23 protein-coding genes are annotated in these 23317 nt (G+C 68.9%); 10 read left to right on the top strand and 13 right to left on the bottom strand.

Features of this window, described 5'->3' with window-relative positions:
- The first annotated feature begins 82 nt into the window (after positions 1-82).
- From ACP59X_RS08870 to ACP59X_RS08825, 10 genes are read left to right on the top strand one after another with little or no spacing between them, the layout of a single operon-like run.
- Positions 83-1030: a tetratricopeptide repeat protein gene (locus tag ACP59X_RS08870; RefSeq protein WP_428568088.1), complete on the top strand. Its 948-nt coding sequence runs from the start codon at positions 83-85 to the stop codon at positions 1028-1030.
- 25 nt (positions 1031-1055) lie between these two features.
- Entirely contained in the window at positions 1056-1526 is a 471-nt protein-coding gene (locus ACP59X_RS08865; RefSeq protein WP_428568085.1) for a type II secretion system protein N, read from the top strand.
- A gap of 30 nt (positions 1527-1556) precedes the next feature.
- Positions 1557-2786: a type II secretion system F family protein gene (locus ACP59X_RS08860; protein WP_428568081.1), complete on the top strand. Its 1230-nt coding sequence runs from the start codon at positions 1557-1559 to the stop codon at positions 2784-2786.
- A gap of 35 nt (positions 2787-2821) precedes the next feature.
- Entirely contained in the window at positions 2822-3298 is a 477-nt protein-coding gene (gene gspG, locus ACP59X_RS08855; protein WP_428568078.1) for a type II secretion system major pseudopilin GspG, read from the top strand.
- The gene (locus ACP59X_RS08850) at positions 3288-3944 is read left to right on the top strand and encodes a pilus assembly FimT family protein (protein WP_428568075.1); all 657 of its coding nucleotides are present in this window, start codon (positions 3288-3290) and stop codon (positions 3942-3944) included. Before gspG ends, ACP59X_RS08850 begins: the two co-directional genes overlap by 11 nt.
- A 4-nt stretch (positions 3945-3948) precedes the next feature.
- Positions 3949-4323 (top strand): type IV pilus modification PilV family protein, encoded by a 375-nt coding sequence (locus ACP59X_RS08845; protein ID WP_428568072.1) that lies wholly within the window; start codon positions 3949-3951, stop codon positions 4321-4323.
- Positions 4320-5069 (top strand): prepilin-type N-terminal cleavage/methylation domain-containing protein, encoded by a 750-nt coding sequence (locus tag ACP59X_RS08840; RefSeq protein WP_428568070.1) that lies wholly within the window; start codon positions 4320-4322, stop codon positions 5067-5069. The genes ACP59X_RS08845 and ACP59X_RS08840 overlap by 4 nt, the downstream gene beginning before the upstream one ends.
- Complete coding sequence (gene gspK, locus ACP59X_RS08835; protein WP_428568067.1) at positions 5066-6076, top strand: type II secretion system minor pseudopilin GspK; 1011 nt, start codon at positions 5066-5068, stop codon at positions 6074-6076. The genes ACP59X_RS08840 and gspK overlap by 4 nt, the downstream gene beginning before the upstream one ends.
- 26 nt (positions 6077-6102) lie before the next feature.
- Complete coding sequence (locus ACP59X_RS08830; RefSeq protein WP_428568063.1) at positions 6103-7551, top strand: PilN domain-containing protein; 1449 nt, start codon at positions 6103-6105, stop codon at positions 7549-7551.
- Positions 7548-8051, top strand: a complete 504-nt coding sequence (locus ACP59X_RS08825; RefSeq protein WP_428568060.1) for a type II secretion system protein GspM — start codon at positions 7548-7550, stop codon at positions 8049-8051. Before ACP59X_RS08830 ends, ACP59X_RS08825 begins: the two co-directional genes overlap by 4 nt.
- Before the next feature lie 9 nt (positions 8052-8060).
- Here the strand turns inward: ACP59X_RS08825 and ACP59X_RS08820 are convergent, their stop codons facing one another.
- The 13 genes from ACP59X_RS08820 to ACP59X_RS08760 all read right to left on the bottom strand — a co-directional run bounded on the left by ACP59X_RS08820 (position 8061) and on the right by ACP59X_RS08760 (position 23222).
- The gene (locus tag ACP59X_RS08820; RefSeq protein WP_428568057.1) at positions 8061-9509 is read right to left on the bottom strand and encodes a tetratricopeptide repeat protein; all 1449 of its coding nucleotides are present in this window, start codon (positions 9507-9509) and stop codon (positions 8061-8063) included.
- 79 nt (positions 9510-9588) lie between these two features.
- On the bottom strand, positions 9589-10740 hold the full coding sequence (eboE, locus tag ACP59X_RS08815) for a metabolite traffic protein EboE (RefSeq protein ID WP_428568053.1): 1152 nt from the start codon (positions 10738-10740) through the stop codon (positions 9589-9591).
- 149 nt (positions 10741-10889) lie between these two features.
- Complete coding sequence (locus ACP59X_RS08810; RefSeq protein WP_428568050.1) at positions 10890-12038, bottom strand: 3-dehydroquinate synthase; 1149 nt, start codon at positions 12036-12038, stop codon at positions 10890-10892.
- A 140-nt stretch (positions 12039-12178) separates the two neighbouring features.
- Positions 12179-12733: an acetate uptake transporter gene (locus ACP59X_RS08805; RefSeq protein WP_428568046.1), complete on the bottom strand. Its 555-nt coding sequence runs from the start codon at positions 12731-12733 to the stop codon at positions 12179-12181.
- Positions 12734-12857: 124 nt separating this feature from the next.
- The gene (locus ACP59X_RS08800) at positions 12858-13757 is read right to left on the bottom strand and encodes a sensor domain-containing diguanylate cyclase (protein WP_428568042.1); all 900 of its coding nucleotides are present in this window, start codon (positions 13755-13757) and stop codon (positions 12858-12860) included.
- Positions 13754-14905: a PAS domain-containing sensor histidine kinase gene (locus ACP59X_RS08795; protein WP_428568037.1), complete on the bottom strand. Its 1152-nt coding sequence runs from the start codon at positions 14903-14905 to the stop codon at positions 13754-13756. The genes ACP59X_RS08800 and ACP59X_RS08795 overlap by 4 nt, the downstream gene beginning before the upstream one ends.
- Positions 14902-15279, bottom strand: coding sequence for a response regulator (locus ACP59X_RS08790; RefSeq protein ID WP_428568032.1), 378 nt, complete (start codon positions 15277-15279; stop codon positions 14902-14904). The genes ACP59X_RS08795 and ACP59X_RS08790 overlap by 4 nt, the downstream gene beginning before the upstream one ends.
- A 10-nt stretch (positions 15280-15289) precedes the next feature.
- Positions 15290-15805, bottom strand: coding sequence for a chemotaxis protein CheX (locus ACP59X_RS08785; protein ID WP_428568028.1), 516 nt, complete (start codon positions 15803-15805; stop codon positions 15290-15292).
- On the bottom strand, positions 15802-18963 hold the full coding sequence (locus tag ACP59X_RS08780) for a transporter substrate-binding domain-containing protein (RefSeq protein ID WP_428568024.1): 3162 nt from the start codon (positions 18961-18963) through the stop codon (positions 15802-15804). The genes ACP59X_RS08785 and ACP59X_RS08780 overlap by 4 nt, the downstream gene beginning before the upstream one ends.
- A 114-nt stretch (positions 18964-19077) precedes the next feature.
- Positions 19078-19932: a transglutaminase family protein gene (locus tag ACP59X_RS08775; RefSeq protein WP_428568022.1), complete on the bottom strand. Its 855-nt coding sequence runs from the start codon at positions 19930-19932 to the stop codon at positions 19078-19080.
- A gap of 3 nt (positions 19933-19935) precedes the next feature.
- Positions 19936-20703, bottom strand: a complete 768-nt coding sequence (locus tag ACP59X_RS08770) for a proteasome-type protease (protein WP_428568019.1) — start codon at positions 20701-20703, stop codon at positions 19936-19938.
- A 13-nt stretch (positions 20704-20716) separates the two neighbouring features.
- On the bottom strand, positions 20717-21691 hold the full coding sequence (locus ACP59X_RS08765; protein ID WP_428568017.1) for an alpha-E domain-containing protein: 975 nt from the start codon (positions 21689-21691) through the stop codon (positions 20717-20719).
- Positions 21692-21764: 73 nt separating this feature from the next.
- Entirely contained in the window at positions 21765-23222 is a 1458-nt protein-coding gene (locus ACP59X_RS08760; protein ID WP_428568012.1) for a circularly permuted type 2 ATP-grasp protein, read from the bottom strand.
- Between the last annotated feature and the right edge of the window lie 95 nt (positions 23223-23317).

Below are 23317 nucleotides of genomic sequence, written 5' to 3'. Positions count from 1 at the left end.
CTCGCCCCCGAGAGGAGGCGAAAACAACGGGTTTTGTCCGCCCCCGGACGCGCCGCCTCTCCAACCGGTTTTTTTCGAGGGTATGTCCGCAACGCATCCGACCCCGCACCGGCGACGTGTCGCCGCGGTCCTTTTGATCGTCCTGGCGATCCTTTCCGGCTGCGCCGACAAGCGTCCGCCCACGGCCGTGCGCCAATCCGGCGAACCGGCCACGGACAACCCCGAGGCCGTCATCCGCCAGACGTCCCCGGCCATCGCCTCGGGCAATGCCCCGGCCGCAACCTACCAGGAACGCGGCGAGGCCTATTACCGCATGCGCCAGTTCGAGCTGGCCGAGAAGGATTTTGAAAAGGCCCGGTCCACCAGCGGCCCCTCGGCCCAGAACCTCTACGACCTGGGCGCGGCTGCCTACATGCGCCAGGACTACGACAAGGCCGTGCGGTACTTCAGCGACGCCCTGGCCGCCGACGGCAGCCTGGCCCGGGCCTACAACAACCGGGGCGTGACCTATTTCGCCCTGGGCCAGTACGACAAGGCCCTGGCCGACTTCGCCACCGCCGCCGGCCTTGGCGGGGAAAGCGAAAAGGCGGCGCTTTTCAACCGGGCGCTGACCTACCAGACCATGCGCGACCTCGACCGGGCCATGGCTGACTACGACCGCATCATCGCCGCCGACCCCGCCCAGGCGGCGGCCCGCAACAACAAGGCCGACATCCTCATCACCTTGCGCCGCTTCGACGAGGCGGCAAGCCTGCTCGACGCGGCCATCGCCATCGCCCCGAACGACCCGGACCTCTACTTCAACCGAGCCCTGGCCAGGGAGGCCATGACCCAATACCCCCTGGCCCTGGCCGACTACGACCGGGCCGTGCGGCTGCGCAGCAACTTCGCCGAGGCCTACCGCAACCGGGGCGTGCTGCGCCTGCGGCTGCACGACGCAAAAAACGGCTGCGCCGACCTGGGTTTGGCCTGCGAGTTCGGGCAATGCAAGCAGACCCGCAAGGCCAAGGACTTCGGCCTGTGCCCCTAGGGCCGACCGCCTGAGAGCGGCTGCCATGACCGAAACCCGTTTCAAGCAGGCCGTGGCCCTGGTCGGCGCCCTGTCCCTGGCCGGAGCCCTGGGCCTGCTCGGGCGCGTCTTCGTCTTCGCCCCCGACCTCCGGTCCCCCCAGCCCGCGCCCAAGGCCCAGGCCGAAGCCCCGGCCGCGCCCACGCCCCCCCAGGCCGCCGAACTGTCGCGGGCCATCCTCAACAACGATATCTTCGGCTTGCTGCCCACGGCGGCCGAATCGGCCAAATCCGCCGACCCGCCCAAACCGACCGAAATCGACATGGACCTGGCCGGCACGGTGGTCACGGCCGACCCGGCCGCCAATGTGGCCTTTTTGCGCGACCGTTCGGCCAAGACCCAGAAGCCCTACACCGTCGGCGCCTCGGTCAAGGACGCCACCATCAAGAGCATCGGCAAGAACTTCGTCATCTTCTCGCGCCAGGGCCGCGAGGAGATCCTGTCCATGAAGCCTTAGCCGACGCGGGACCCCAAGGATCAGGCCGCCATGCCCGTTTTCGAATACACCGCCGTCGACGCCAAAGGCCGGGCCAAGCAGGGCATCCTCACGGCCGAAAGCGCCCAGGCCGCCCGCCAGATCCTGCGGGCCAAGCGCCTGTACGTCAGCGCCATGGCCGAGGCCAAAAGCCACGGCCCGGCCGCCGCCACGTCCGGCGGCGGGTCGGCGCCGTTTTTCGCCCGCCGCGTCAGCCGGGCCCAGCTGCTCACGGCCACCCAGGTCCTGGCCACCCTGCTCGAGGCCGGCCTGCCCCTGGACAAGGCCCTGGGGTCGCTGATCGACCAGATGCGCCCCGGCCGGGCCAAGTGGGTGTTTTCCCACATCCTCGAACGCATCCGCGAGGGCCAGGACTTCTCCTCGGCCCTGGCCGCCTATCCGGGCGTGTTTCCGCCCACCTACATCAGCATGGTGCGTTCGGCCGAGGCCACGGGCATGCTGCCCATCGTCCTGGCCAACCTGGCCGAGTACATGGACCGCCAGATGGCCCTGGCCCGCACCCTCCAGGCCGCCCTGGCCTATCCGGCCTTCATGTTTGTTTTCGGCATCCTCGTGCTCGGGCTGCTTCTCACCTACGTCATCCCGGAAGTGACCCGCATCTTCGTGGACCTCAAGCGCACGCTGCCCCTGCCCACGGTCATCCTCATCGCGGTCAGCGATTTCTTCCGCACCTGGTGGCCGGCCATCCTCGGCGGCCTGGTGGGGGTGACGCTGCTTGGCCTGCGCCTGGTGCGCACGGCCCGGGGACGGGCCGTAAAGGACCGCCTGGCCCTGTCCCTGCCCGTTGTCGGCCCCATCGCCCGCCACGCCGCCACGGCCAGGCTGTGCCGCACGCTCGGCACCTGCCTGCTCCAGGGCGTGACCATGCTCGCGGCCCTGCGCATCGCCGGCTCGGTCTCGGGCAACGTGACCTTCGAGCAGGCCATGGAGCGCATCCGCGACGAGGCCAGCCAGGGTGGCGGGCTGACCGAGCCCATGCGCGAGGCCGACGTCTTCCCGCCCATCGTCATCCAACTCGTCTCGGCCGGCGAGCAGAGCGGCCGGCTGGGCGAACTGCTCGTCACCCTGGCCCGGATGCTCGAAGCCGACGTGGGCACGCGCATCAAGGCGGCCAGCGCCCTGTTCGAGCCCATGATGATCCTGTTGCTTGGCGGCATGGTGGGGCTTATGGTCCTGGCCGTGCTGCTGCCCATCTTCGAGATGAGCAGCCTGATCGGTTGACCGTTTCCGGGCCACCGCGCCCAAGGAGGATATGCATGCAGGCTTGCCCCTTTGCCGCACCGGTTGCGGCCGCCCCGGCCCGCCGGGCCGACGCGGCCGGTTTCACCTTGATCGAACTGATGGTGGTCATCGTCATCCTGGGCGTGCTGGCCGGGCTGGTGCTGCCGCGCATCGTGGACCAGCCGGACAAGGCCCGGGTGGTCAAGGCCAGGATGCAGATCGAGAGCCTGTCCATGGCGCTCAAGCAGTACAAGCTCGACAACGGCTTCTACCCCAGCACGGAACAGGGGCTGCGGTCGCTCAAGGAAAAGCCGAGCATCGGCCGCGTCCCCCAGAACTACCCGGCCAAGGGCTATGTCGACGCCCTGCCCAAGGACCCCTGGGGCCGCGATTTCGTCTACATCTGCCCCGGCGAGCACGGCGACTTCGACATCATCTCCCTGGGCGCCAACCGCGAAGAAGGCGGTGAGGGCGTCGATGCCGACATCAAGAGCTGGGACATTGGCGGATAGCCCCCGGCAGGCGTTTTGCGGCCCGGCCGGCTTCACCCTGGTGGAACTGACCATCGCGCTGGTGGTCATGGGCATCGCCGCCGGCCTGGCCCTGCCCATGCTTTCGGCCATGCTCCCGCGCGAGGGGCAAAAAACCACGGCCCGGGTCATCCAGGGCGTGCTGCGGCGCACCCAGGCCGAGGCCCTGCTCGCCGGCCACGACTGGCGGGTGGACATCGACTGGGCCAAGGGCCAGTGCCGGGCCGCCCAGGTCGACCAGACCGTGCCGCCGCCGTCCAACGCCGTGGAAAAAACGCCCAGCGCGCCCCTGGCCAAGGCCCCGGCCGTCAAGGACGGGCGGGGCGTGACCGTTTCGGCCGCCCTGCCGGCCGCCCAACGGCCCCTGCTGACGGTCACGACGGCGGGGCTCACCCGCCGCCCCGACGTCACGAGCCTGGTGCTGCGGCCCCAGGGCCTGTGCCAGCCGGCCTTCGTGCGCCTGGCCGACGCGGACGGCAAAAGCGCCGCCCTGGTCATTTCCGCCGTGGGCTGCCGGGTGGAGCTGCTCCAGTCCGACCTGGAGGCCGCCCAGGAGCGGTTCGAGCAAACCCACGGCCAACCCCGCCTGCCCTGGGACGCGGCCGCCACGGCCGGTGGCAAGGGCTAGCCCCGTGGCCCGAACGTCCGCCTCCTCCCCCTCGGGCCAGGCGCTCCTGGAGACGCTCGTGGCCGTGGCCATCCTGGCCATCGCCCTGGTGTCGCTGCTCGCCGGGCTGGTCCAGCTCCAGGACCGGCGCATCGAGGCCGCCCGCATGCGCCAGGCCGGGCAACTGGCCCAGGACAAGCTCGCCGAGGTGCTCCTGGCCGGCGAATCGGCCATGGCCAACGCCACGGGCGAGTTTCCCGCCCCCAACGAGGCCTTTGCCTGGAAGGTGGAGGTCACGGCCGCGCCCGACACCGTCTTTCGGGTGCTCAGCGTGGAGGTGCTGGCCAAGGGAACGGACACCCTGTCCGTGCGCCTGTCGCGCCTGGAGCCCAAGCCATGACCCATGGCCGCCGCGAAGCCGGCTTCACCCTGGTCGAGGTCCTCCTGGCCGTGCTTTTGGCCGGCCTGGTCATGGTCGGCAGCTATTCCGTGGCCTCCCAGGTCATGCGCCTGTCCGAGGAGGCGGGCATACGCCTCGAGGTGGAATCGGCCAAGGCCATCCTGCGCCTGGCCCTGGCTGACGACCTGGGCTCGGTCATCTATGTGGAAGGCGGCAAGAGCCAATCCGCCAATGCCATGGTTTTTCTCGGCGGCCAGGCCGCCTCGGAGCAGGCCGCCTCGAGCCCGGCCGCCTTGGGCCCGGCCGGGACGGCGGATCGCCGGCTCCTGTCCCTGGCCAGCGCCGCCAGCCTCGACCCCGGCCAACCCTTTCCCTCCCACGGCTTCAACCGGGTCGAATACGTGCTGCGCGCGAAGGAGGCCAGCCAAAGCGAACCGGCCCACACGAGCCTTCTGCGCCGTGAACGGATCGCGGCCACCGTCACGCGCCGCCAGGGCCAGGAGGAGCCCGTCAACGAAACCGTCCTCGCCGCCCGCATCGAGGACACGGCCATCACCTTCTACGGCCGGTCCGCCGACGACGCTTCCAGCACCTGGGACAGCCCGAGCCGGGAGCGCGACCGCCTCCGGCCGCTGCCGGCCCAGGTGCGCCTGACCGGCACACTGGTCGTTGCCGGCAAACGTTTTCCCGTGGACGTGCGCGTCGCTCTGCCGGCCCGGCTCATCGAAGCGGCGGGCCGCTCATGAGGCGCACGGGCCACCGCGGCGCGGTCCTGCTGTTCGTGCTGATCCTGGTGACGGTCCTGTCGGCCCTGGCCGTGCAGACCGTGCGCACCTCCCAGTTGGAGGTGTTCGCCTCCTATGCCGGCGTCTACGCCGACCAGGCCGAAGCCATGGCCGAATCGGGCCTGCTGGCCGCGGCCAACCTGCTGCTTGCGTCCAAGACCCTCGATGCCGATACGGTCAACCTCACCGAGGACTGGGCCTATTTTCCCGACCTCGCCCGCTACCCCGGCAGTTGGTTTCTCGCCGGCCACCTGCGCGGGGCCATCCAGGACGAAACCGGCAAGTTTCCGGTCAACGGCCTGCACCCGGATTTGAGCGGCCACGAGGCCTTCGAGGCGATTTTTTTGCGCCTGCTGACGGGCCAGCCCTTTTCCCTGCCGCAGCAACGGGCGAAGGCCCTCCTGGCCGCGCTGGTCGACTGGCTCGACAGCGACGACACCCCCGGGGCCGGCGGGGCCGAGGACGCCGTCTACGCCGCCGAGAAGCTTCCCTACAAGGTCAAGAACAACTCCCTGGACACCCTGTCCGAATTGCTGCTGGTCCGGGGTTTTTCCCGGGAACTGCTCTACGGCGGCCACGGTACCCCGGGGCTGATGGAGGTGTTGACCGTGTGGGGGCCGGGGCTGATCAACGTCAACACCGCGCCGCTACCGGTGCTGGCCGCCCTGCCGGCCAACATCGACGCCACACGGGCCAGGGCCATGGCCGAGGCCGCCGACGCCTACCGGCGCGACCCGGTCCGCCGGGACAACCTGGAGACGGTGGAGTGGCTGCAAAAAGCCGTCACCGACCAGGGCGTGGAATGGCCGACGGCGGCCATGACCACCAGGAGCCGGTATTTTTCCGTCACCCTGGAGGGGCGTTCCGGGGCCGCCACCAAACGGCTGTATGCCGTGCTGCGGCGAAGCCCGCGCCAGCGCAGCGACCGGCCGCCCGCTTGCGAGGTCCTGTACAGGGAGTTGCGTTGAACCTTGCGGCGTGACACAAAGCCTCCATGCCCACCGCCATCCTGGCCATGCTCTGCCGCGCCGACACCGTCCGCCTGCTGCGCCTGGGCGGGCCACGGGGGGGGGCGCACATCACCGGCCTGGCCGAGGCCAGCCCCGGCGACGAAACATCGCCGGCCGCCCTGGCGGCCCTTTGCGCCCGCACGGCCCTGGCCGAGGGCCTGGCCGAGGGCCGGCTGATCCTTGGCCTCGACGGCAATGCCGCCTATCTGCGCCGCCTGCGCTTTCCCTTCACCGGCCGGGCCAAGATCGATCTTGTCCTCGGGCCGGAACTCGAGCCCCATCTGCCCTTCCCCTTGAGCGAAACGGCCCTGTCCTGGGCCAGGACGAGCCTGGAGCCGCCGCCGGCCGCCGTGGCCCTGGCCGCGGCCTATCCCCTGGGCGCCCTGACGGCCATGCTCGAAACCCTCTCCGGCCACCTGCTCGCGCCATCGGCCGCCTGCCTGGATCTGGCCGGCCTGGACGCCGTGCTCGGGCGCCTGTATCCCGACGGCGCCTCGCTGCTGGTCTGCCGCGACGGGGCGCGGGCGTCCTGCGTGTGCCGGCTGGCCGGCGGCCCGGCCATCTGGCGCACCCTGGCCGTGCCGCCCGCTGCGGATGCCGCCAGCCTGCCCGGCTTTTTGGCCAGGGAGGCCATGCTGACCGTGTCGGCCGTGGCCACGCGCCCGCCCCGCGACCTGCGGCTGGTGCTGGCCGGGACCGACGACGCGCCGACGCGCGCCGCCCTGGAGGCGGCGTTGTCCGTACCGGCACAGCCTGTCGCCGAGCTGCCGGCCTGGCCGCGCCTGGCCGACGGCACGCCCCTGCCCGACCGGTTCGCCGCCGCCTACGGCCTGGCCTTGCTCGGGCGTGACGGCGCCGGCTCCATGAATTTCCTGCGCGGCGCCCTGACCCCGGCCATGGCCCCGGGGCTGCGGCGGCGGGGGCTGGCCCTGGCCGGGGGGAGCCTGGCCGCGCTTGCGGCCTGCGCCGTGCTGGGCCTTTTCGTCACCTACCATCGCCTGGATACGGCCATTGCGGCCGCCCAGGCCCGCACGGCCGCCCTGGTGGAAGCCGTGGCCCCGGATGCCGCCCCGGGCCTGACCCTGTCCCAGAAGCTCTCGGTGCTGCGCGGCCGGCTGGCCACGATGGAGGAGGCCGCGCGCGGCCGGGCCGCCGCCTCGGGCACGACGATCGAAATCCTGGCCGCCATCCACAAGGCCCTGGGCGCGGACAACCGTGTCCGGGCCCGGCGCATCGCCCTCGACGACCAGCATGCCACCATCGACGCCACGGCCGACGATTACAACACCGTGGACGAGGTCAAACGCCGGCTGGCCGCCACCCCCTTGTTCTCGGACGTGGAAATCAAGGGCGCCAAAAACAATCCGGAAAAAAAGCAAGTGGAATTCCAGCTCGACATCCGCTTCGGTCGCGGCGGGACAGGCGCATCGTGAAAAGCGGCCGCCCCAACCCCTGGATTCTGGCCGCCGGAGGCCTGGCGGTCGTGGCCGGCGCCTCCCTGTGGGTGGTCGCCCCCCTTTTCGACGGCATCACGGCCCGGGAAAAGCGCCTGGACACTGCCCGGGGCGTCGAAGCCGAGGCCGCGCGCCTGGCCGGGGCCATCGAGCGGGCCCAAAAAGGCCCCGGCGCCCCCAACCGGCCGGAAGGCTTCGCCATCTTTTCCTATGTCGAAAACGCGGCCACCAAGGAAGGCGTCAAGGACCAGGTGGAGTTCATGCGCCCGGCCAACCGCGACCTCGGTGGCGGCAGGCGGGAGATGGCCGTGGACCTGCGGCTGTCGGGCCTGACCATGCCCCAGTTTTTGGCCTTTCTCCAGCGGGTGGAGTCGCCGGAGATGGGCGTGCGCGTGCGCCAGCTCATCCTGCAGCCGGCCACGAAAGGCGGCCTGGACGTCGACATGTCCATCGCCGTGGTGTTCGATCGGCAGCGCTGAGGCGCCGCTTCAATAAAACGTCCCGATGGTCGGCGTGGTGCTGTTGGTCGTGGTGGTGGTGGTGGAATACGGCGGCGTGTAACCGGTCAGCCAAGAGGTGGACGAATAGGTCGTCGTGGCCGAGTTGGTGATGGTTTGCTGCAGCTTCTGGGCCTGGGCCAGGTCGTTTTGGGCATTTTGGGTATAGGTCGCGGCCTGGCTGGCATTGGAGGTCGCGGCGGCCAGGGCGGTCCAGGTCGCCGCCCGGGCGACCAGGGCCACCACGTAGTTGGCGTTGATGGAAAGCGCCTTGTCGTAGGCCTCCAGGGCCGAGCCGTAGTTGCCTTGCAAGGCCCGCAGCAGCCCGAGGCTGGCATAGGCCGGCAGATAGGACGCGTCCTGGGCCACGGCCGCTTCGTATTCCTCGTTGGCCCGGCCCCAGTCGCCGACACTGACCCAATAGGCGCCCCTGGCCACGTAGACGGCCGGTTCCGCGGGCGCGTAGCTCACGGCCAGGTTGAGTTCGGACAGGGCCGCCGAGGACGCCCCCTGGCCCAGGTAGGCCAGCCCCAGGCCGGCCACGGCCTTGGCGTCGTCATCGTCCAGGGACAAGGCGGCGGCGAACCCCTGCTGGGCCTGGGCGTAGTTTTGTCCCAGCAAATAGCCTTTGCCAAGCACCGTGTAGCCCTCCACGAGGCTGGCGAGGTTGTTGAGGTAGATGCCGCCGCAGAAGGACGAATACAGGGACATCTCCGTCAACGTTTCGTTGTATTCGTTCATCGTCTCATTTTTCAGCTTGTCCTTGTCCGTGAGGTCCTCGGCCACGGGCAGCTTCTGGCTGCCGCTCGACGAGGCAAAAAGGGAACCGCTCGTCGTGGTCGTGGAAGAGGTGTTGCCGCTGGTCGTGGACGCGGTGCCACTGGAGGAGGACGTACCGGTGGCACTGGTGGACGTGCCGGTCGTGCCTGTAGCGGTGCCCGAGGTGGTCGAGGAACTGCCCGAGATGCCGGTGGACGTCGTGGACGTGCTGGTCGGGTAGCCGGTGATCGAAGTCAGGTTCAGGATGCTGCCGTAGGAGGATGCCCCGGTCAGGCCGTAATAGGCATAGCCCGAAGTATTGAGGAGCAACGGGCTGTCGGTTGCCAGGAACTGGTCGCAGATATCCGAGGAACGCAGCAAGGCGACGGCGCTGTTGGCGTCGGTGACGGCGTTGGACGGCAGGTAGTAAAGCAGGTCGAGTTTGGCCCGGACCAGATAGACATAGCCGTTGTTCTGGTTGGAGGTCAGAGCCTGGTTGAGATAGACGAGGGCCGTGCTGTAGTCCTGGTTGTCGATGGCGGCCAGGGCGGTCTGATAGTTCGTATCGTTGGTCGAAGACAGCTGGTTGGTGCTCGTGGCCGCCGGAAGGGCCGCGGGCAGCCACAAAAGCGCAACGACGAGCAGGTTGATCGTCCGGGCAAGGCGCTTGGCAGCGTTCATGGGCGTCTCCGGGTCGAGGTATGCGGCGTTGTTGCCCAGGGCCACGGGGCGCGCCGGGCTGTCTTTCCTTTCACTGCACTTAATAAGGCGTTGCGCCAGCGTCAAGGCCCGCGTCCCTGGCCTGTCGGACCCAGCCGATCTCGCGGCAGATGGAGGCGGCCACATCCGTTGTCTTGAGGTCGTCCGGCAGGATGCCCCAGGTGTATGTTTCGACCTCCAGCGGCGCATCCGCCGGAAAACGGGGCAATATCGCCGTCAAAAAGGGTTGCGTCGTCCCGCATTCCGGCAGTTGCGGCACGAAGACCGGAAGATGGAAATGCACGCGCCACGATGCGACATCGGTCAAGCCTGCATCCAGCGCCTCCTGCAGGTCGTCGAAGCGCACGAGTGTGCCGTTCGGGCGCCTGGCCACGGCCTGGTGCAGATAGACGGGCTCCACGAAGCGGGCAAGGCGCGTCAGGTCGCCGCCGTCGAGGTGCAGGGCCGAGGACACCTGCACATGGGCGACCCGCAGCCCGGCCGCCGCCAGTTGGGCCAGGGACGTGCCCGGGTCCTCGAACTGGAGGGCCTGGTGGCAACAGTCGTAGCAGATGCCGAGTTGTTCCCGGAACTGCCCCCGGGGGTCGAGCCGGTGGCACAGGTCCACGAACTGCGGCGTGGTCTCGACCAGGCAGCCCGGCTCGGGCTCCACGGCCAGGCGCAGGCAGCGGCCCGTTTCCTCGCCAAGGTCCCGCAGCCCGGCCAGAGCCAGGCGCATGTTGGCCAGGGCCGCCGGCAGGTCGGCTTCGGGAAAGCCCCGGCGAAAGCCCACCGGCACCGTGGACAGCGATCCCGTGCCGCCCTCGGGCAGCCAGCAGGCCAGCACCCGGGCCAGGCGCAGGGTGTAGGCCAGGCGCTCGGGGTCGCGCCAATCGGGCAGGTAGACCGCCTCCTTGACCGGCGCATGGTGGAACCGGCCGTAGGGGAAGGCGTTTACGGTCGGCACGTAAAAGCCGTTTTCCGCCAGCCAATCGCCCAGCCGGGCGGCGGCGTCGCCCGCCTCCAGCTCAAGGCTGGCCCGGCCCGACAGCCGCAGCCCCAGCGGAAACGGGGCGTCGGGCGAACAGGCCGCCTTGACCCGGGTCGCCTGGGCGGCCAGGCCCCGGCGGACCTCGTCCAGGGTCTCGCCGGGATGGATATTGGTGCAGTAGGTGACCGGGTGGCCGGCGCCGCGCCCGTCCGTTGCCGTCATGCCCGTCCTCCGTCCGTCCCCGGCCCCGGTCGGGGTCAGGGCTCGCGCCCCGCGTCATGGGGCGCACCGAAAAAATGCGATCGCCTTTTTTCGAGAAAAACTATTCCAGCATCTTCCATCCCAACGAGCACCCCTTGCGCGACGGCGCCTCAGGCGTCGCCGGCCAGCCCGCACAGGATGGCCCTGGCCTCGTCCATGCGGGCGAAATCCACCGCGTGGACCTCGACGCGGCTGCCGATGCCGGTCAAAAGGCTCAGGTGCAGCCGGCCGCCCAGGTGCTCGCGAAACGCCTCCACCGCCGCCGGCATGGCCAGGCCCTCCAGGGCCGGATGCCATACGGCCAGGCGCAACGCCCGGCAAAGCGCCAGCACGGCCTCGACCGTGTCCCGGCCGGCCAACCCGACCAGGCCGGAATAGACCGTGTCCAGGGCCAGGCCCACGGCCACGGCCTCGCCGTGGCGAAGCGCCCCGCTCGTCGCCTCTTCCAGGGCGTGGGCGGCCCAGTGGCCGAAATCGAGCGGCCTGGCCGAGCCGTACTCGAAGGGGTCGCCGCCGCCGGCGATATGGTCGAGATGGGCCAGGGCGCAGCGCCGGTCGGCCTCCTCCAGGGCGTCGCCGTCGAGCACGGCCAGGCGCGGGGCCAGTTCCACGAGCCTAGCGAAAAAGGCCGCGTCGCGCAGCGCCGCCACCTTGACCGCCTCGGCCAGCCCGGCCCGGCGGTCGCGCTCGGGGAGCGTGGCCAGCAGGGCATGGTCGTTGATGACGGCATAGGGAGGCGCGAAGCAGCCCAGAAAGTTCTTGCGGCCAAAGGCGTTGACGCCGTTTTTGACGCCCACGCCGGCGTCGTTTTGGCCCAGGGCCGTGGACGGCAGGCGCACCAGGCGCACGCCCCGGTGGGCCGTGGCCGCGGCGAACCCGGCCGCGTCCAGGACCGCCCCGCCGCCGATGACCACGAGAAACGACTGCCGGCACAGCCGCGCCTCGAAGGTCAGGCGCCACACGGCCTCGAGCACGGCGAAATCCGCCTTGGCCCCCTCCCCGCCCAGCACCACCAGCGGCGGCGCGGCCAGCGCCAAGGCCGGGGCATGGCCGGCCAGGTAGGCTTCGAGCCGCCCGGGCAGGCCCGGGTCGGCCGCGGCCAGGCCGCCGTCCACCACCACCCCCAGGCGGTGCGGCCCGGGCCCGGCGGCCAGAAGCGTCTCGGCCAGGACGGGGTTGTCGGGAGCGAAGGCGTTTCGGGTGAAAACGACGGGAAAAGCGAAATCGAGCGCGATGCGCTGGGTAAACGTCTGGGTCATGAAACCTCGGTCGGCCCGTTGCGGCCCGCTTCTGTCCTACCCGGTTTGGGCCGCGATTTCCAGGCCGGCGCCCCGGACATCACGTCCCGGGGCGTGGCCGAGCCGGCTGCGGCCCGGCCACGTTCCCCGCGCGGCCCGGCTCAACCGATGGGCAGGACGGTCCGGCCGTATTTTTCGTTGAGCACCTCGGCCATGGCCAGATAACAGGCGCTGGCCCCGCACAGGATGCCCTCGAAGCCGGCCAGGCGGCCGATGGCCGGTGATTCCAGCCAGTCCCTGGCCGCCAGCAGGAAAAAAAGCACCGTCAGGGAGCCGAACACGAATTGAAGCACGAAATTGGCCCCGAACGTCCCCAGAAACATGAAAAAGGTGAAAAGGCCCCACAAAAAGAGGTACCAGCCCATGAAGGCCTCGGAGGTCGGCTCGCCCAGGCCCATTTTGGGCAGGACGATCAAGCCGACCAGGGTGAGCCAGAACAGGCCGTAGCTGGTGAAGGCCGTCAGGCCGAAGGTGTTGCCCTTTTTGAATTCCATGATACCGGCAATGACCTGGGCCACGCCGCCGTAGAACATCCCCATGGCCAGCACCATGGAGGCGATGGGGAAATAGCCCGCGTTGTGGAGGTTCAAAAGGATCGTGGTCATGCCGAAGCCCATGAGGCCAAGGGGTGCCGGATTCGCCAGTTTCTGGTCCATGTCGCGCCTTCCTTACGGTTAAAGGGAGGGCCGGGCGAACCCGCCGCTGTCCGCTTCGGCTTACCTGGACTGGCGGTAGGGATTTTGGCGAACCGTGTAAAGACTTGACAACACCGAACGGGGCCTAGCCGGTTTCGACCCGGTTGCGCCCGAGGTCCTTGGCCGCGTACAGGGCCCGGTCGGCCCGGCCCATGCAGTGCTCGCCGGATTCCCGGGGCTTGGCCATGACCACGCCGAAGCTGCAGGTCACGCCCCCCAGGCCGGAAATACCCAGGCCCATGACCGCCTCGCGCAGGCCCTCGGCCAAAACGAAGGCCTCGGCCAGGGACAAGCCCGGGCACAGGACGAGGAATTCCTCCCCGCCCCAGCGGCCGACGGTACAGCCCTGGGGCACCCGCTCCTGCAGCAGCCCGGCCAGGGCGGCGAGCACCGCGTCGCCGCGCAGATGGCCAAAGTGGTCGTTGATGGCCTTGAACCGGTCGATGTCGAGCATGATCAGGCTCAACGGCCGGCCGCCCTCGGCCAAAGCCTCCAGTTGCGCCTCCAGCAGCCCGTCGATGCATTGCCGGTTGGCCAGCCCCGTCAGCATGTCCGTGGTGGACAGGCGGGTCAGTTCGATATTTTTCAGCGCCAGCTCGGCATGGGCCTCGGCCAGGCGGTTTTGCGTGTCCTTGAGCGCCGAGATGTCCACGGCGATGGAGTATTTGACCACCCGGCCGTCGGGCCAGGTCATGGCCCGGTTCTGCATCTGGTACCAGCGGTCGTCGACCTCGTTGAAGTGCTCGAAGATCACGGTCCGGCCGTTGGGCCGGCCATCCGGGCCGAGCAGCTCGCCCATGCGGCAATTGCCGCAGGGCCGGTCGCTTTCATAGAGGACCTTGTGGCAGGTGTGGCCGGCGTGGTCGCCGAAACGGTCGATAAAGGCCCGGTTGCTGTAGACGAGGGTGTAGGAGAAGGCGTCCACCACGTAGATGCCGAAGGGGATGAGGTCGAAATGGCTCTCGAACAGCGCGTTTTCCATCATGGCGCGGCCCCGGGCCGATGCGGCAGCCGCACGAGGACCGTGGTGCGGCCGGGGGTGGCGGCGTCGAGTTCGAGGCTTCCGCCGTGGGCCCGGGCGGCCAGGGCGGCGGAATAGGCGCCAAGGCCGGTCCCGCCCCGCTTGCCCATGGTCACGTATTTCTCGAACATGCGCGACCGGATGGGCGGCGGCACCTCGCCCTCGTTGGACAGGGCCAGCACGGCGTGGCCGTCGTCCTCGGCCAGGTCCACAACCACTTCGCCGCCGCTTGGCGCGGCTTCCAGGGCGTTGACCAGCAGGTTTTGCAGCATGGGGCCAAGGAGCAGTTCGTCGCCGGCGATGTCGAAGGCCTCGTCCGGGGACAGGGGCCGGCCCTGGCGGGTCAGGCGGATGGTGCGGCGCCTGGCCACGGCCATGGTGGACAGCCGGGCCGCCGTGCGCCGGACCAGCTCGGCCAGGTCGAGGGTCTTGGCCGCCAGTTCGTAGGTCCCGGTTTCCAGGCGATAGAGCACCAGGGACTGGTTGAGCATGTCCAGCATGGCGTGGCCGGCCTGCTCGATGAGGCGCACAACGCTGGCGGCGGACTCGGGCAGGTCGTAGTTGTCGAGCAGCACCTGGGGCAGGCCGATGAGCGCCGAAAGCGGCGCCTTGAGGTCATGGCGGCTGATGCGCTCGACGTGCTCGCGCAGTTCGATGTTTTCCTGGAGGATGCGGTTTTGGGCCGCCAGCTCCTTGTTGCGGATGGCCAGCTCGGCATGGGCCTCGGCCAGGCGGTTCTGCGTCTCCTTGAGCTCGGAAATGTCCACGGCGATGGCGTACTTGACCACCCGGCCGTCGGGCCAGCCCATGCTCTTTTCCTGCATCTGGTACCAGCGTTCCTCGCGCTCGTTGTAGTGATCGTAGATCACGGTGACGCCGTTGGGCATGCCGGAAGGGGCAAGCAGTTCCGGAATACGGCAATGCAGGCAGGGGGCGGGTTCGTCGAAGATGACCTCGTGGCACTTGCGCCCCTCGGCCGCGCCGAGGGTCTCGCGGAAGTGGCGGTTGACGAAAACCAAATCATAGGACGCCACGTCGACGACGTAGATGCCGAAGGGGATGACGTCGAAATGCGTCTGCAGAAGCGCGCTTTCGAGCATGGAGGCGTTCATGGCAGGTACTTCGCCGCGACCGTTTCCAGGGTTTCCTTGAGCTTTTCCAATTTGACGGGTTTGAGGATGTAGCCCTTGGCCCCGGCCTCGATGGCGTCCATGACCATCTGCTCCTGGCCGTGGGAAGTGACGATGATGATGCAGGCGCCCGGGGTGGCGGCCATGATGCGCCGCGTGGCCTCGATGCCGTCGAGGTCGGGCATGGTGATGTCCATGGCCACCATGTCCGGGGCCACGGCGGCGTAACCGTCCACGGCCTGCTGGCCGGTGGTGGCCACGGCGGCCACTTCATGGCCGAGCTCCTCCAGGAGTTTGACCATTTTCTTGACGGTCAGCCCGGAGTCGTCCACCACCATGATGCGAAGTGGTTTCATGACCTCCTCCTTACACATAATCCAGGGTATCGTTGAACAACTCGCCCGGCCCGATGAGATGGATGCTCAGCGCCCCGCCCGCGGCATGCAGCTCGGCCGAGGCGAATTTGGCCGCCCGGTGGCGCATGACCGACTTGGCTTCGGTCAGGATGATGGGCGGGGACAGCGCGATGGACGTCCCGGTGGCGGCGATGTCGGCCAGGGCGTTGCCGACCACGATGTTGATGATGTCGCCGGCCGTTTCCTGGACGGCGTCGTCGCGCTCGTCCTCGGCGATGTCCAGGTCTTGGGTATAGGCGGCAAAGGCCGCGTCCAGCAAGCCGGCGTCGAAGCTGTAGGCCAGGTAGAGCTTGAGCTCGCCGGCGGCGCTCATGATCGCCGTGGTATGGCGCAGGTCGAGGGTTTGCACGTCGTCGGTCTGAAAGGTCGGATCGGCCAGGGCGATGGCAAGCTCCTCACGGAAAAACGTTTCGGTGCGGTGGGTCAAGGCGCGCAGGAAAGCGCCGACATTGAGCTGTTCGGTCATACGTGCTCCACGGGCATTTCATACGGCGCAAGCGGCACCGCGACAACGAGCCGGGCACCCGGGCCGGTTTGATTCTCGATACTGGCCGTACCGCCCAGGCGCCGGGCCTCGGCCCGCACGGCCGCCAGCCCCACGCCCCGGCCGGACAGGTCCCCGGCCAACCGGCGCGAGGTGAAGCCGTCCCGGAAGGCCAAGTCAAGGATGGCCGCGTCGTCCATGGCCGTCAGTTCCTCGGCGCCGGCCAAGCCCAGCTCGAAGGCCCGGTTGCGCACCACGCCCACATCCATGCCCCGTCCGTCGTCGGCCATCACCACCCGAACCGCGCCGTCGCGGGCCTCGACCCGAAGCAGCAGGCGGCCGATCGGGTCCTTGCCGGCGCGTTCCCGTTCCTCCGGCGGCTCCAGGCCATGATCCACGGCATTTCGTACGGCGTGTATCAGGCTTTTCACCAGGGGGGCAAGCCGGCCGGGATCGACCATGACCGCGTCGCCCTCCACGGCGAAGGGGGCCAGGCGCTTGCCCTGGGCCTCGGCCAGGCGCAGGGCCGTGCGGGGATAGGCGGCCAGAAGCTTGCGCAGGTCCACGAAGCGCAGGGACCGCGCCGCCTTGAGCACCCGCACGTCGGTGGCGTCGAAGCCCATGGCGTCCAGGCGCCCGAGCAGCCGCGCGGCCAGGCGGGCCAGGGCGTCGGCCAAGTTCCCGTCCAGGCAGACCTCGCCGCGGCGGGTGAAAAACTCCTGGCCCAAGGCCTCGCGCACCACGTCCAGGTCCCGGCCCAGGGCGGCGTCCACCTCCCCATCCCCCAGCAGGGCCACCACCTCCTGACGCACCGGCCCCGCCGCCTGGCGCAGGCGCGACAGGCGCTCCTCCAGGGCGTCCAGGGCCCGGGCCGCATGGGCGCACTCGAGCTGCAAAAACAGGCCCTTCAAGGTATGGACGGTCCGGTAGGTCCCGTCCAGGGCGGCCCGGTCGTCGGGGGCGGCGGCGGCCTTGGCGGCGCCGTCCTGGCGGAAGGCGGCGAAGGCGTCCAGCACGTCGAAGAAATCGCGCTGCTCGCGCACGGCCGCCACCACGCAGGCCAGCCGGTTGCGCTCCCTGGCCACGGCGTCCTTGAGGCGGACCTCGTCCGTGACGTCGGTGATCACGAACATCAGCCGGTCGGGGGACAAGGCCCGGTAGGCCAGGCGCAAGGCCGTGTCGCCGCGCACAAGCTGGGTGGGCATAAGCGACACGTAGAGGTCGCGGCGGTAGGCATCGGGCTCGTCCACCACCCGGCGGATATTGACGGCCATGGCGGCCCGGCCGGCCTCGTCGCCGGGATAGAGCAGCCGCGAGACATCGCCCCCGGCCAGGGCGTCGCCGAAAAGCTTATGGCATTCGGCGCTGTAGAGGGGGTCGATGACCCCGTCGCGGTCCACGGACAAAAAGCCCTGGCCGGCGTTGTCCAAAAGGGCCGTCATGCGGTGGGAGGCGGCCTCGCGGGCCTCGTTGGCCTGGCGCAGGGCGCGGTTTAAGCGCGAAAGCTGGCGGTTCCACCAGACCACCAGGCCAAGCACCGCAGCCGCGCCGCCGGCGATCTTCCAGGCCAGGTCGTAGTCAAACCCCTGCTCGAAGGTGACGGCCATCCAGCGCTTGAGGATGGCCTCGGACTCCTCCTTGGTGAGGGTATTGACGGCCTTCTGGAACAGCGAGGCCAGCTCGGGTTCGTCGTCCCGGCTGGCCATGGACAGGTCCAGATGGGCATCCAGGCGGCCGGCGATTTTCAGGTCCGTGTAGTGCCCCTTGGCCAGGGCCTGGCTGATGGCCGGGACCGTGTCGATGTAGCCGTACAGGCGTCCGTCGGCCACGAGCTTGAGGCCTTCGTCGACGCTCGGCACTTCCTTAAGCCGCAGCTCCGGGTACTTGGCCCGCAGGATATCCAGGCTGGCGTAGCCGTTGACCACGCCCACGTCCTTGCCGGCCAGGCTGTGGGGGTCCTCGATGTAGGGGGCCTTGGACCGAGTGGCCACCACCATGGGAAAGCGCAGGTAGGGCGAGGTGAAGCGCAAAAACCGCCGCCGGTCCTTGGTATCCCCGGCCACGGGCAGGAAGTCGCAGCGCCGTTTTTTGACCGCCTCCAGGGACTGGCTCCAGGAGGCCGTGGGCACAAGCACCATGGGCATGCCGATGCGCTCGCCGATGATTTTGAGGAAATCCGCGCCGATGCCCACGTAACGGCCGTTTTCGTCGATGCGCTCCACCGGCGCCCAGTCCGGGTCGACGCAGAATGCCAGGGCTTTTTTCTCGCTCAAATAGGCGCGCTCCCGGTCGGTCATGGTCACGGCCGGGGTGGCGGCGCGCTTGGCGTCCCGGCTGGCCGCGGCCTCGGGGTTGACGGCCCCGTCCTTGTAGACGGGCAGCCATTTGGCGACCAGGGCGGCCTTTTCGGCCTCGGTGACCAGGGCCTGGGCCTTGGCGAGGACGGAGGCGAGCTCGGGCCAGTCGTCGCGCACCAGGGTGTAGATGTCGAAGGTGTCATCGAGCTGGCCGGAAATCTTGACGTTGGTGAGGCCCGAGGCCCGGATGGCGTAGGCGGCCACGGCCAGGTTCTCCACGGCGGCGTCGGCCTTGCCGAGCGCCACCATGGTCAGGGCCTCGGCGGCGTCCCTGGCCGGGAGCAGCTCGATGCCGCGGCCGTTTTCCCGGAGGTATTCGTAGGCCGTGCCGCCCCGGCCGGCGGCGACCTTTTTGCCGGCAAGCGTGGCCAGGGAATAGGCCGTTTCGTCGTCACGGGAGACGATGGCCAGGGGAAAACGCAGAAACGGCCCCACGAACAAGGCATAGTGGGCCCGGTCGGGCGTCTTGCCCGTGCCGTCGATCATGTCGATGCGCTTTTCCCGCAAGGCGTCGAGCACATATTGGAAATCGTGGCCGTCGCCCACCGTCTCGAACTGGAAGGCCAGGCCGGTCTTTTGGGAAATGAGCGTGTAGTAGTCGTGGAACAGGCCGGTCATGCGGCCGCCGTCGAAAATGGACAGGGGCCGCCAATCCGTGTCGCTGTAGCGGATGACGGGATGGGCCTCGATGAAGGCCTTTTCCTGCGGGCTCAACTCCAGGGCCTCGGCCCGGGCGATGGCCCCGGTCAGGAGCAGGCCGCACAGGCCCAGGGCAAAAAACAAGCGCCGCCCCAGCGCAAAGAGGACGGAGCGTCGGTCACGGTGCATCAAGTCGCCACGCGTCATGGGAAATAGGTGTAGACCAAGACGAATCGTTCCCCAACAAAAAAAACCGGGTCAGTCGCGCGTGTCCATGGTCAGGCGGATGGCATGGGAAAGGCGCGGCGCGGGCGCCCGGCCGCGGAAACTGCCGGCGACCGGGGCGGCCTCGGCCGGGTCGCCGGCGGCGGCCACGGCCACATGGCGGTCGGCCACGGCCAGGCCCAGGGACGGGTCGAAGCCGCGCCAGCCGCCGCCCGGCAGCCAGGCCTCGGCCCAGGCGTGCAGGTCGCGGTCCTCGCGCTCGGGGTCGCCCTCGTGATAGCCGCTGACGAACCGGGCCGGAAGGCCGACGTGGCGGCAGGCGGCCAGATAGCACACGGCCAGGTCGCGGCAGGCGCCCTGCCCGGCTTCCAGCAGGTCCTCGGGGGAAAGCAGCCCCGGTTCCTCGCGGGGCACGGTGGCAATGTTGTCGGCCATCCAGCCGAGCAGGGCCAGGGCAAAACTTTGGGGCGTATCCGCGCCGTCGCGCCTGAGCCGCTCGGCCAGGGCGGCGGCCCGGCCATGGGGCGGCGCCAGGGGGGCCAGGCAGGGCGCGGCGGCCTGGGCCTCGGCCGGCGAGAGCGGCACGGGCAAGCGGCAGGCTTCCGTTTCAATGAGGTAATCGAAGGGATTGGCCCGCAGCGTCTCCACCGTGGCCGTCACGCGGATATCCAGGTGCCCGGACAGGCCCGAAAACCAGGTCGACAGCACGGCATTGCCATACAGGTCCTGGCACACGGACCGCCCGACCGGGGCCGGATCGATGTCCACGGTAAGGGCCGTCACGCGCTGGCAGGCGTCGGGGCGCGGCAAAAGGCGCACCAGGTGCGGCTCAAGGAACACGGGCCGGCCGAAGTCGTAGCGCGTGTGGTGCGAAAGGCGGCACAGCACGGGTTACTTCGGGGGCAGGGTACGGCAGCCGGGCGGGGCGCAGACCTTGATCAGTTTGGAGGCGACGTTGTCGATCCACTCCGAGGGCAGGTCGTGGACCAGGCCGCGCAGATGCTCCTGCCACCAGGCCGAGATGTCGGCCAGGTCCTGCTTCTCGTAGCGGTGCTGGGCCAGTTCCTGGCCGCCCTTGCGGTACAGGACCACGTCGATGGGAAAGTCCACGTCCGAGGCGCTGATGCGGGTGGAGTCGAAGGCCAGGCAGCCGACCTTGAGCGCCATGCGCAACGAATCGGAAAACTTGAGGGTGCGGTCGAGCACCGGCTTGCCGTAGCCGCCCTCGCCGATGATGTGGTAGGGCGTGCCCCGGCTGATCTCCACCCAGTTGCCCTCGGGGTAGACGAGGTAGAGCTTGTGGGACGCGTCGCCCGAGAGCTGGCCGCCGACGAGGGCGTGGAGGTTGAAGTGCAGGCCCGAGTCGGCCAGAAACGGCTTGTCCTCGGCCGCAACCCGGCGCAGTTCGGTGGTGAAGGCGTTGACGGCCTTGTAGAGCTTGTCGAAGGGCGTGGGGCAGGATTCGAGGACCTCGTCGAAGTAGGTCAGCGTCTTGTCGCGCACCGAGCGCAGCCCCGAGGTCATGAGGAAAAACGCGCCGTTGCCGTTCTGGTAGGTCGTGACCTTCTGGGCGCTGGTCAGCTCGTTGCCCGAGGTGATGCGCGTGTCGGCGATGCCGACCAGGCCCTCCTCCACGGTAATGCCCAGGCAAAATGTCATGGGCCGTTCCTTCTCATTGTTGGCCGACGCCGTCAATAGCCGGAAACACGGAGAAAAACGTGGCGTAGCAGGCCTCGTCCACCTGGTTCATCCGGGTCTGGAGATTGTCCGTGAATTCGTGCAGCCCGCCGGCGAAGACCTCGTCCACGCTGCTGTAGGCCAGGTCGCTGCACAGATGCCCCAGGCGCTTTTCCGCCGGGTTGCTGAAATAGCCCATGCGCGTGCCGGTGATGGCGTGCAGGCACTCTTGCGCCTTGGTCAGGCCGCACAGCACCGAACGGGGAAAGTCGTGGTCGAGGAGCAAAAACTCCACGATGCGGTCGGGCTGGATGCGGCCGTGGCGGCGGCGGTAGGCTTCCAGGGCGCTGATGGCCTTCAGTAGCGCCGCCCACTGCACGTAGTCGAGGTTGGAGCCGACGTCGGTCGGGTGCGGCAGGAGGATGAAGTACTTGACGTCGAGGATGCGCGAGGTCTTGTCGGCGCGCTCGAGCAGCTTGCCCAGCCGGAAGAAGTCCCAGGCCTCGTCGTGGGACATGGCGTCGCCCGCGATGCCGCTGATCGTCAGGTCCCGGCGCTTGACCTCGTCGCAGAACTGGTAGGGGTTGGCCAGCAGGGCCTCGCAGCGGGCGGAGGCGTCCCGGGCCAGATGGTAGAAGGTGTTGATCTGCTCCCACATCTCGGTGGGGATGATCTCGCGGATGGTGCGGGCGTTGTCCCGGGCGTGGGCCAGGCAGGAAACGATGGAATTGGGCGAGGCCGGGTCGAAGGCCAGAAAGCGGATGACGCCGCTTCGGTCCTGGGGCGTGCCCTTTTCGATAAAGGTGTCCCAGTCGCCCATGGCCCGCACCAGCGGCGTCCACTGCTCGGTCGTGGCCCCGGGCGTGTCCAGGGTCAGGTGCCAGTTGACGTCGATGAACCGGGCGATGTTCTCGGCCCGCTCCAGGTAGCGGCTCATCCAGTAGATGGCGTCGGCCACGCGGCTTAACATGGCAGGCTCCTTGCCGTTAGGCGGCGAAAGCGGTTGCGGCGATGGGCCTCTCTCGTATTTGTTCCGGGGCGCATCACGGGTCGACCGGGCCGCCCAGCACCCAGGTGTCCTTGCTGCCTCCGCCCTGGGAGGAATTGACCACAAGCGACCCCTTCTTGAGCGCCACCCGGGTCAGGCCGCCGGGGATGACCCTTATGTCCTCGCCGTAGACGACATAGGGTCGCAGGTCCACGTGGCGGCCCTCGAAATGGTCGTCCACGATGACCGGGGTGCGCGAGAGGCCAATGGTGGGCTGGGCGATGTAGTTGCGCGGGTTGGCCTCGATCTTGGCGGCGAAGGCCTCGCGTTCGGCCGGCGTGGCCGCCGGGCCGACGAGCATGCCGTAGCCGCCGGATTCCGCCGCCGCCTTGACCACCATGGTGTCGAGGTTTTCCAGCACGTGTCGCCGGGCCTTGTCCTCCCAGCACAATAAGGTCTCCACGTTGTCGATGCGCGGCTCCTCGCCGAGGTAGTAGCGGATCATGCGCGGCACGTAGGCGTAGACCACCTTGTCGTCGGCCACGCCCGTGCCCGGCGCGTTGGCCATGGCCACCCGGCCGGCCTTGTAGACTTCCATGATGCCGGGCACGCCCAGCAGCGAATCGGGCCGGAAGACCGTGGGGTCGAGGAAGTCCTCGCCCACCCGGCGGTAGAGCACGTCCACGCGCTTTAAGCCTTTGGTCGTGCGCATGTGAACGTAGCCGTCGGCCACGACGAGGTCGCGGCCCTCCACCAGTTCGATGCCAGCCTGCTGGGCCAGGAAGGTGTGCTCGAAATAGGCGGAGTTGAACACCCCGGGGGTCAAAAGCGCCGCCGTGGGCCGGGAGGCGGTGGGGGGGGCGATGGCATGGAGCATGTCGAGCAGAAGCGGCGGATAGTCGTCCACGGGCCGGATGTGGATGGCCTCGAAGACCTGGGGAAAGGCCCGCTTGAGGATGCGCCGGTTGGCCAGGACGTAGGAGACGCCCGACGGGCAGCGCAGGTTGTCCTCGAGGACGAGGAAACGGCCGTCCACGTCGCGCACCAGGTCCGTGCCGGTGATGTGGCACCACACGCCGCGCGGCGGGGTCAGCCCCAGGCATTCCTTGAAATAGCCCGAGGAGGATTCGACCACGGCCCGGGGCACCACGCCGTCGGCCATGATGCGGCCCTTGCCGTAGACGTCGGCAATAAACAGGTTCAGCGCCGCGATGCGCTGGGTCAGCCCCTTCTCCAGGGCGTCCCACTCGGCGGCCGCGATGACCCGGGGGACGATGTCGAAGGGGAAGATCTTCTCCGTGCCGTCCTCGTGGCCGTAGACGGTGAAGGTGATGCCCATGTCGTAGAGGGCCTGCTCGGCCGCGGCCTGGCGGCCGAGGATCTCCCCGGGCGGCAGGGAGATGATTTTTTCGTAAAGCATCCGGCAACCGGGCCGGGGCGAGCCGTCCGCCTCGAACATCTCGTCGTAAAAGGGGCCTGGGTCGTAGCCTGAAAAGTCCATTTTCTGCGACATGGCGCTGCCTCGCTGCCCGTTTGAAGCCTGATTTGCCAACGTCCCGATCACCGCCGACCGTCCTGTTCGCGACCGTAGCCCCTAAGGCTGATTAC

The sequence above is a fragment of the Solidesulfovibrio sp. DCME genome (assembly GCF_049995385.1).
Lineage (GTDB): Bacteria > Desulfobacterota > Desulfovibrionia > Desulfovibrionales > Desulfovibrionaceae > Solidesulfovibrio.
This window is presented reverse-complemented; position numbering and strand designations above follow the sequence as displayed.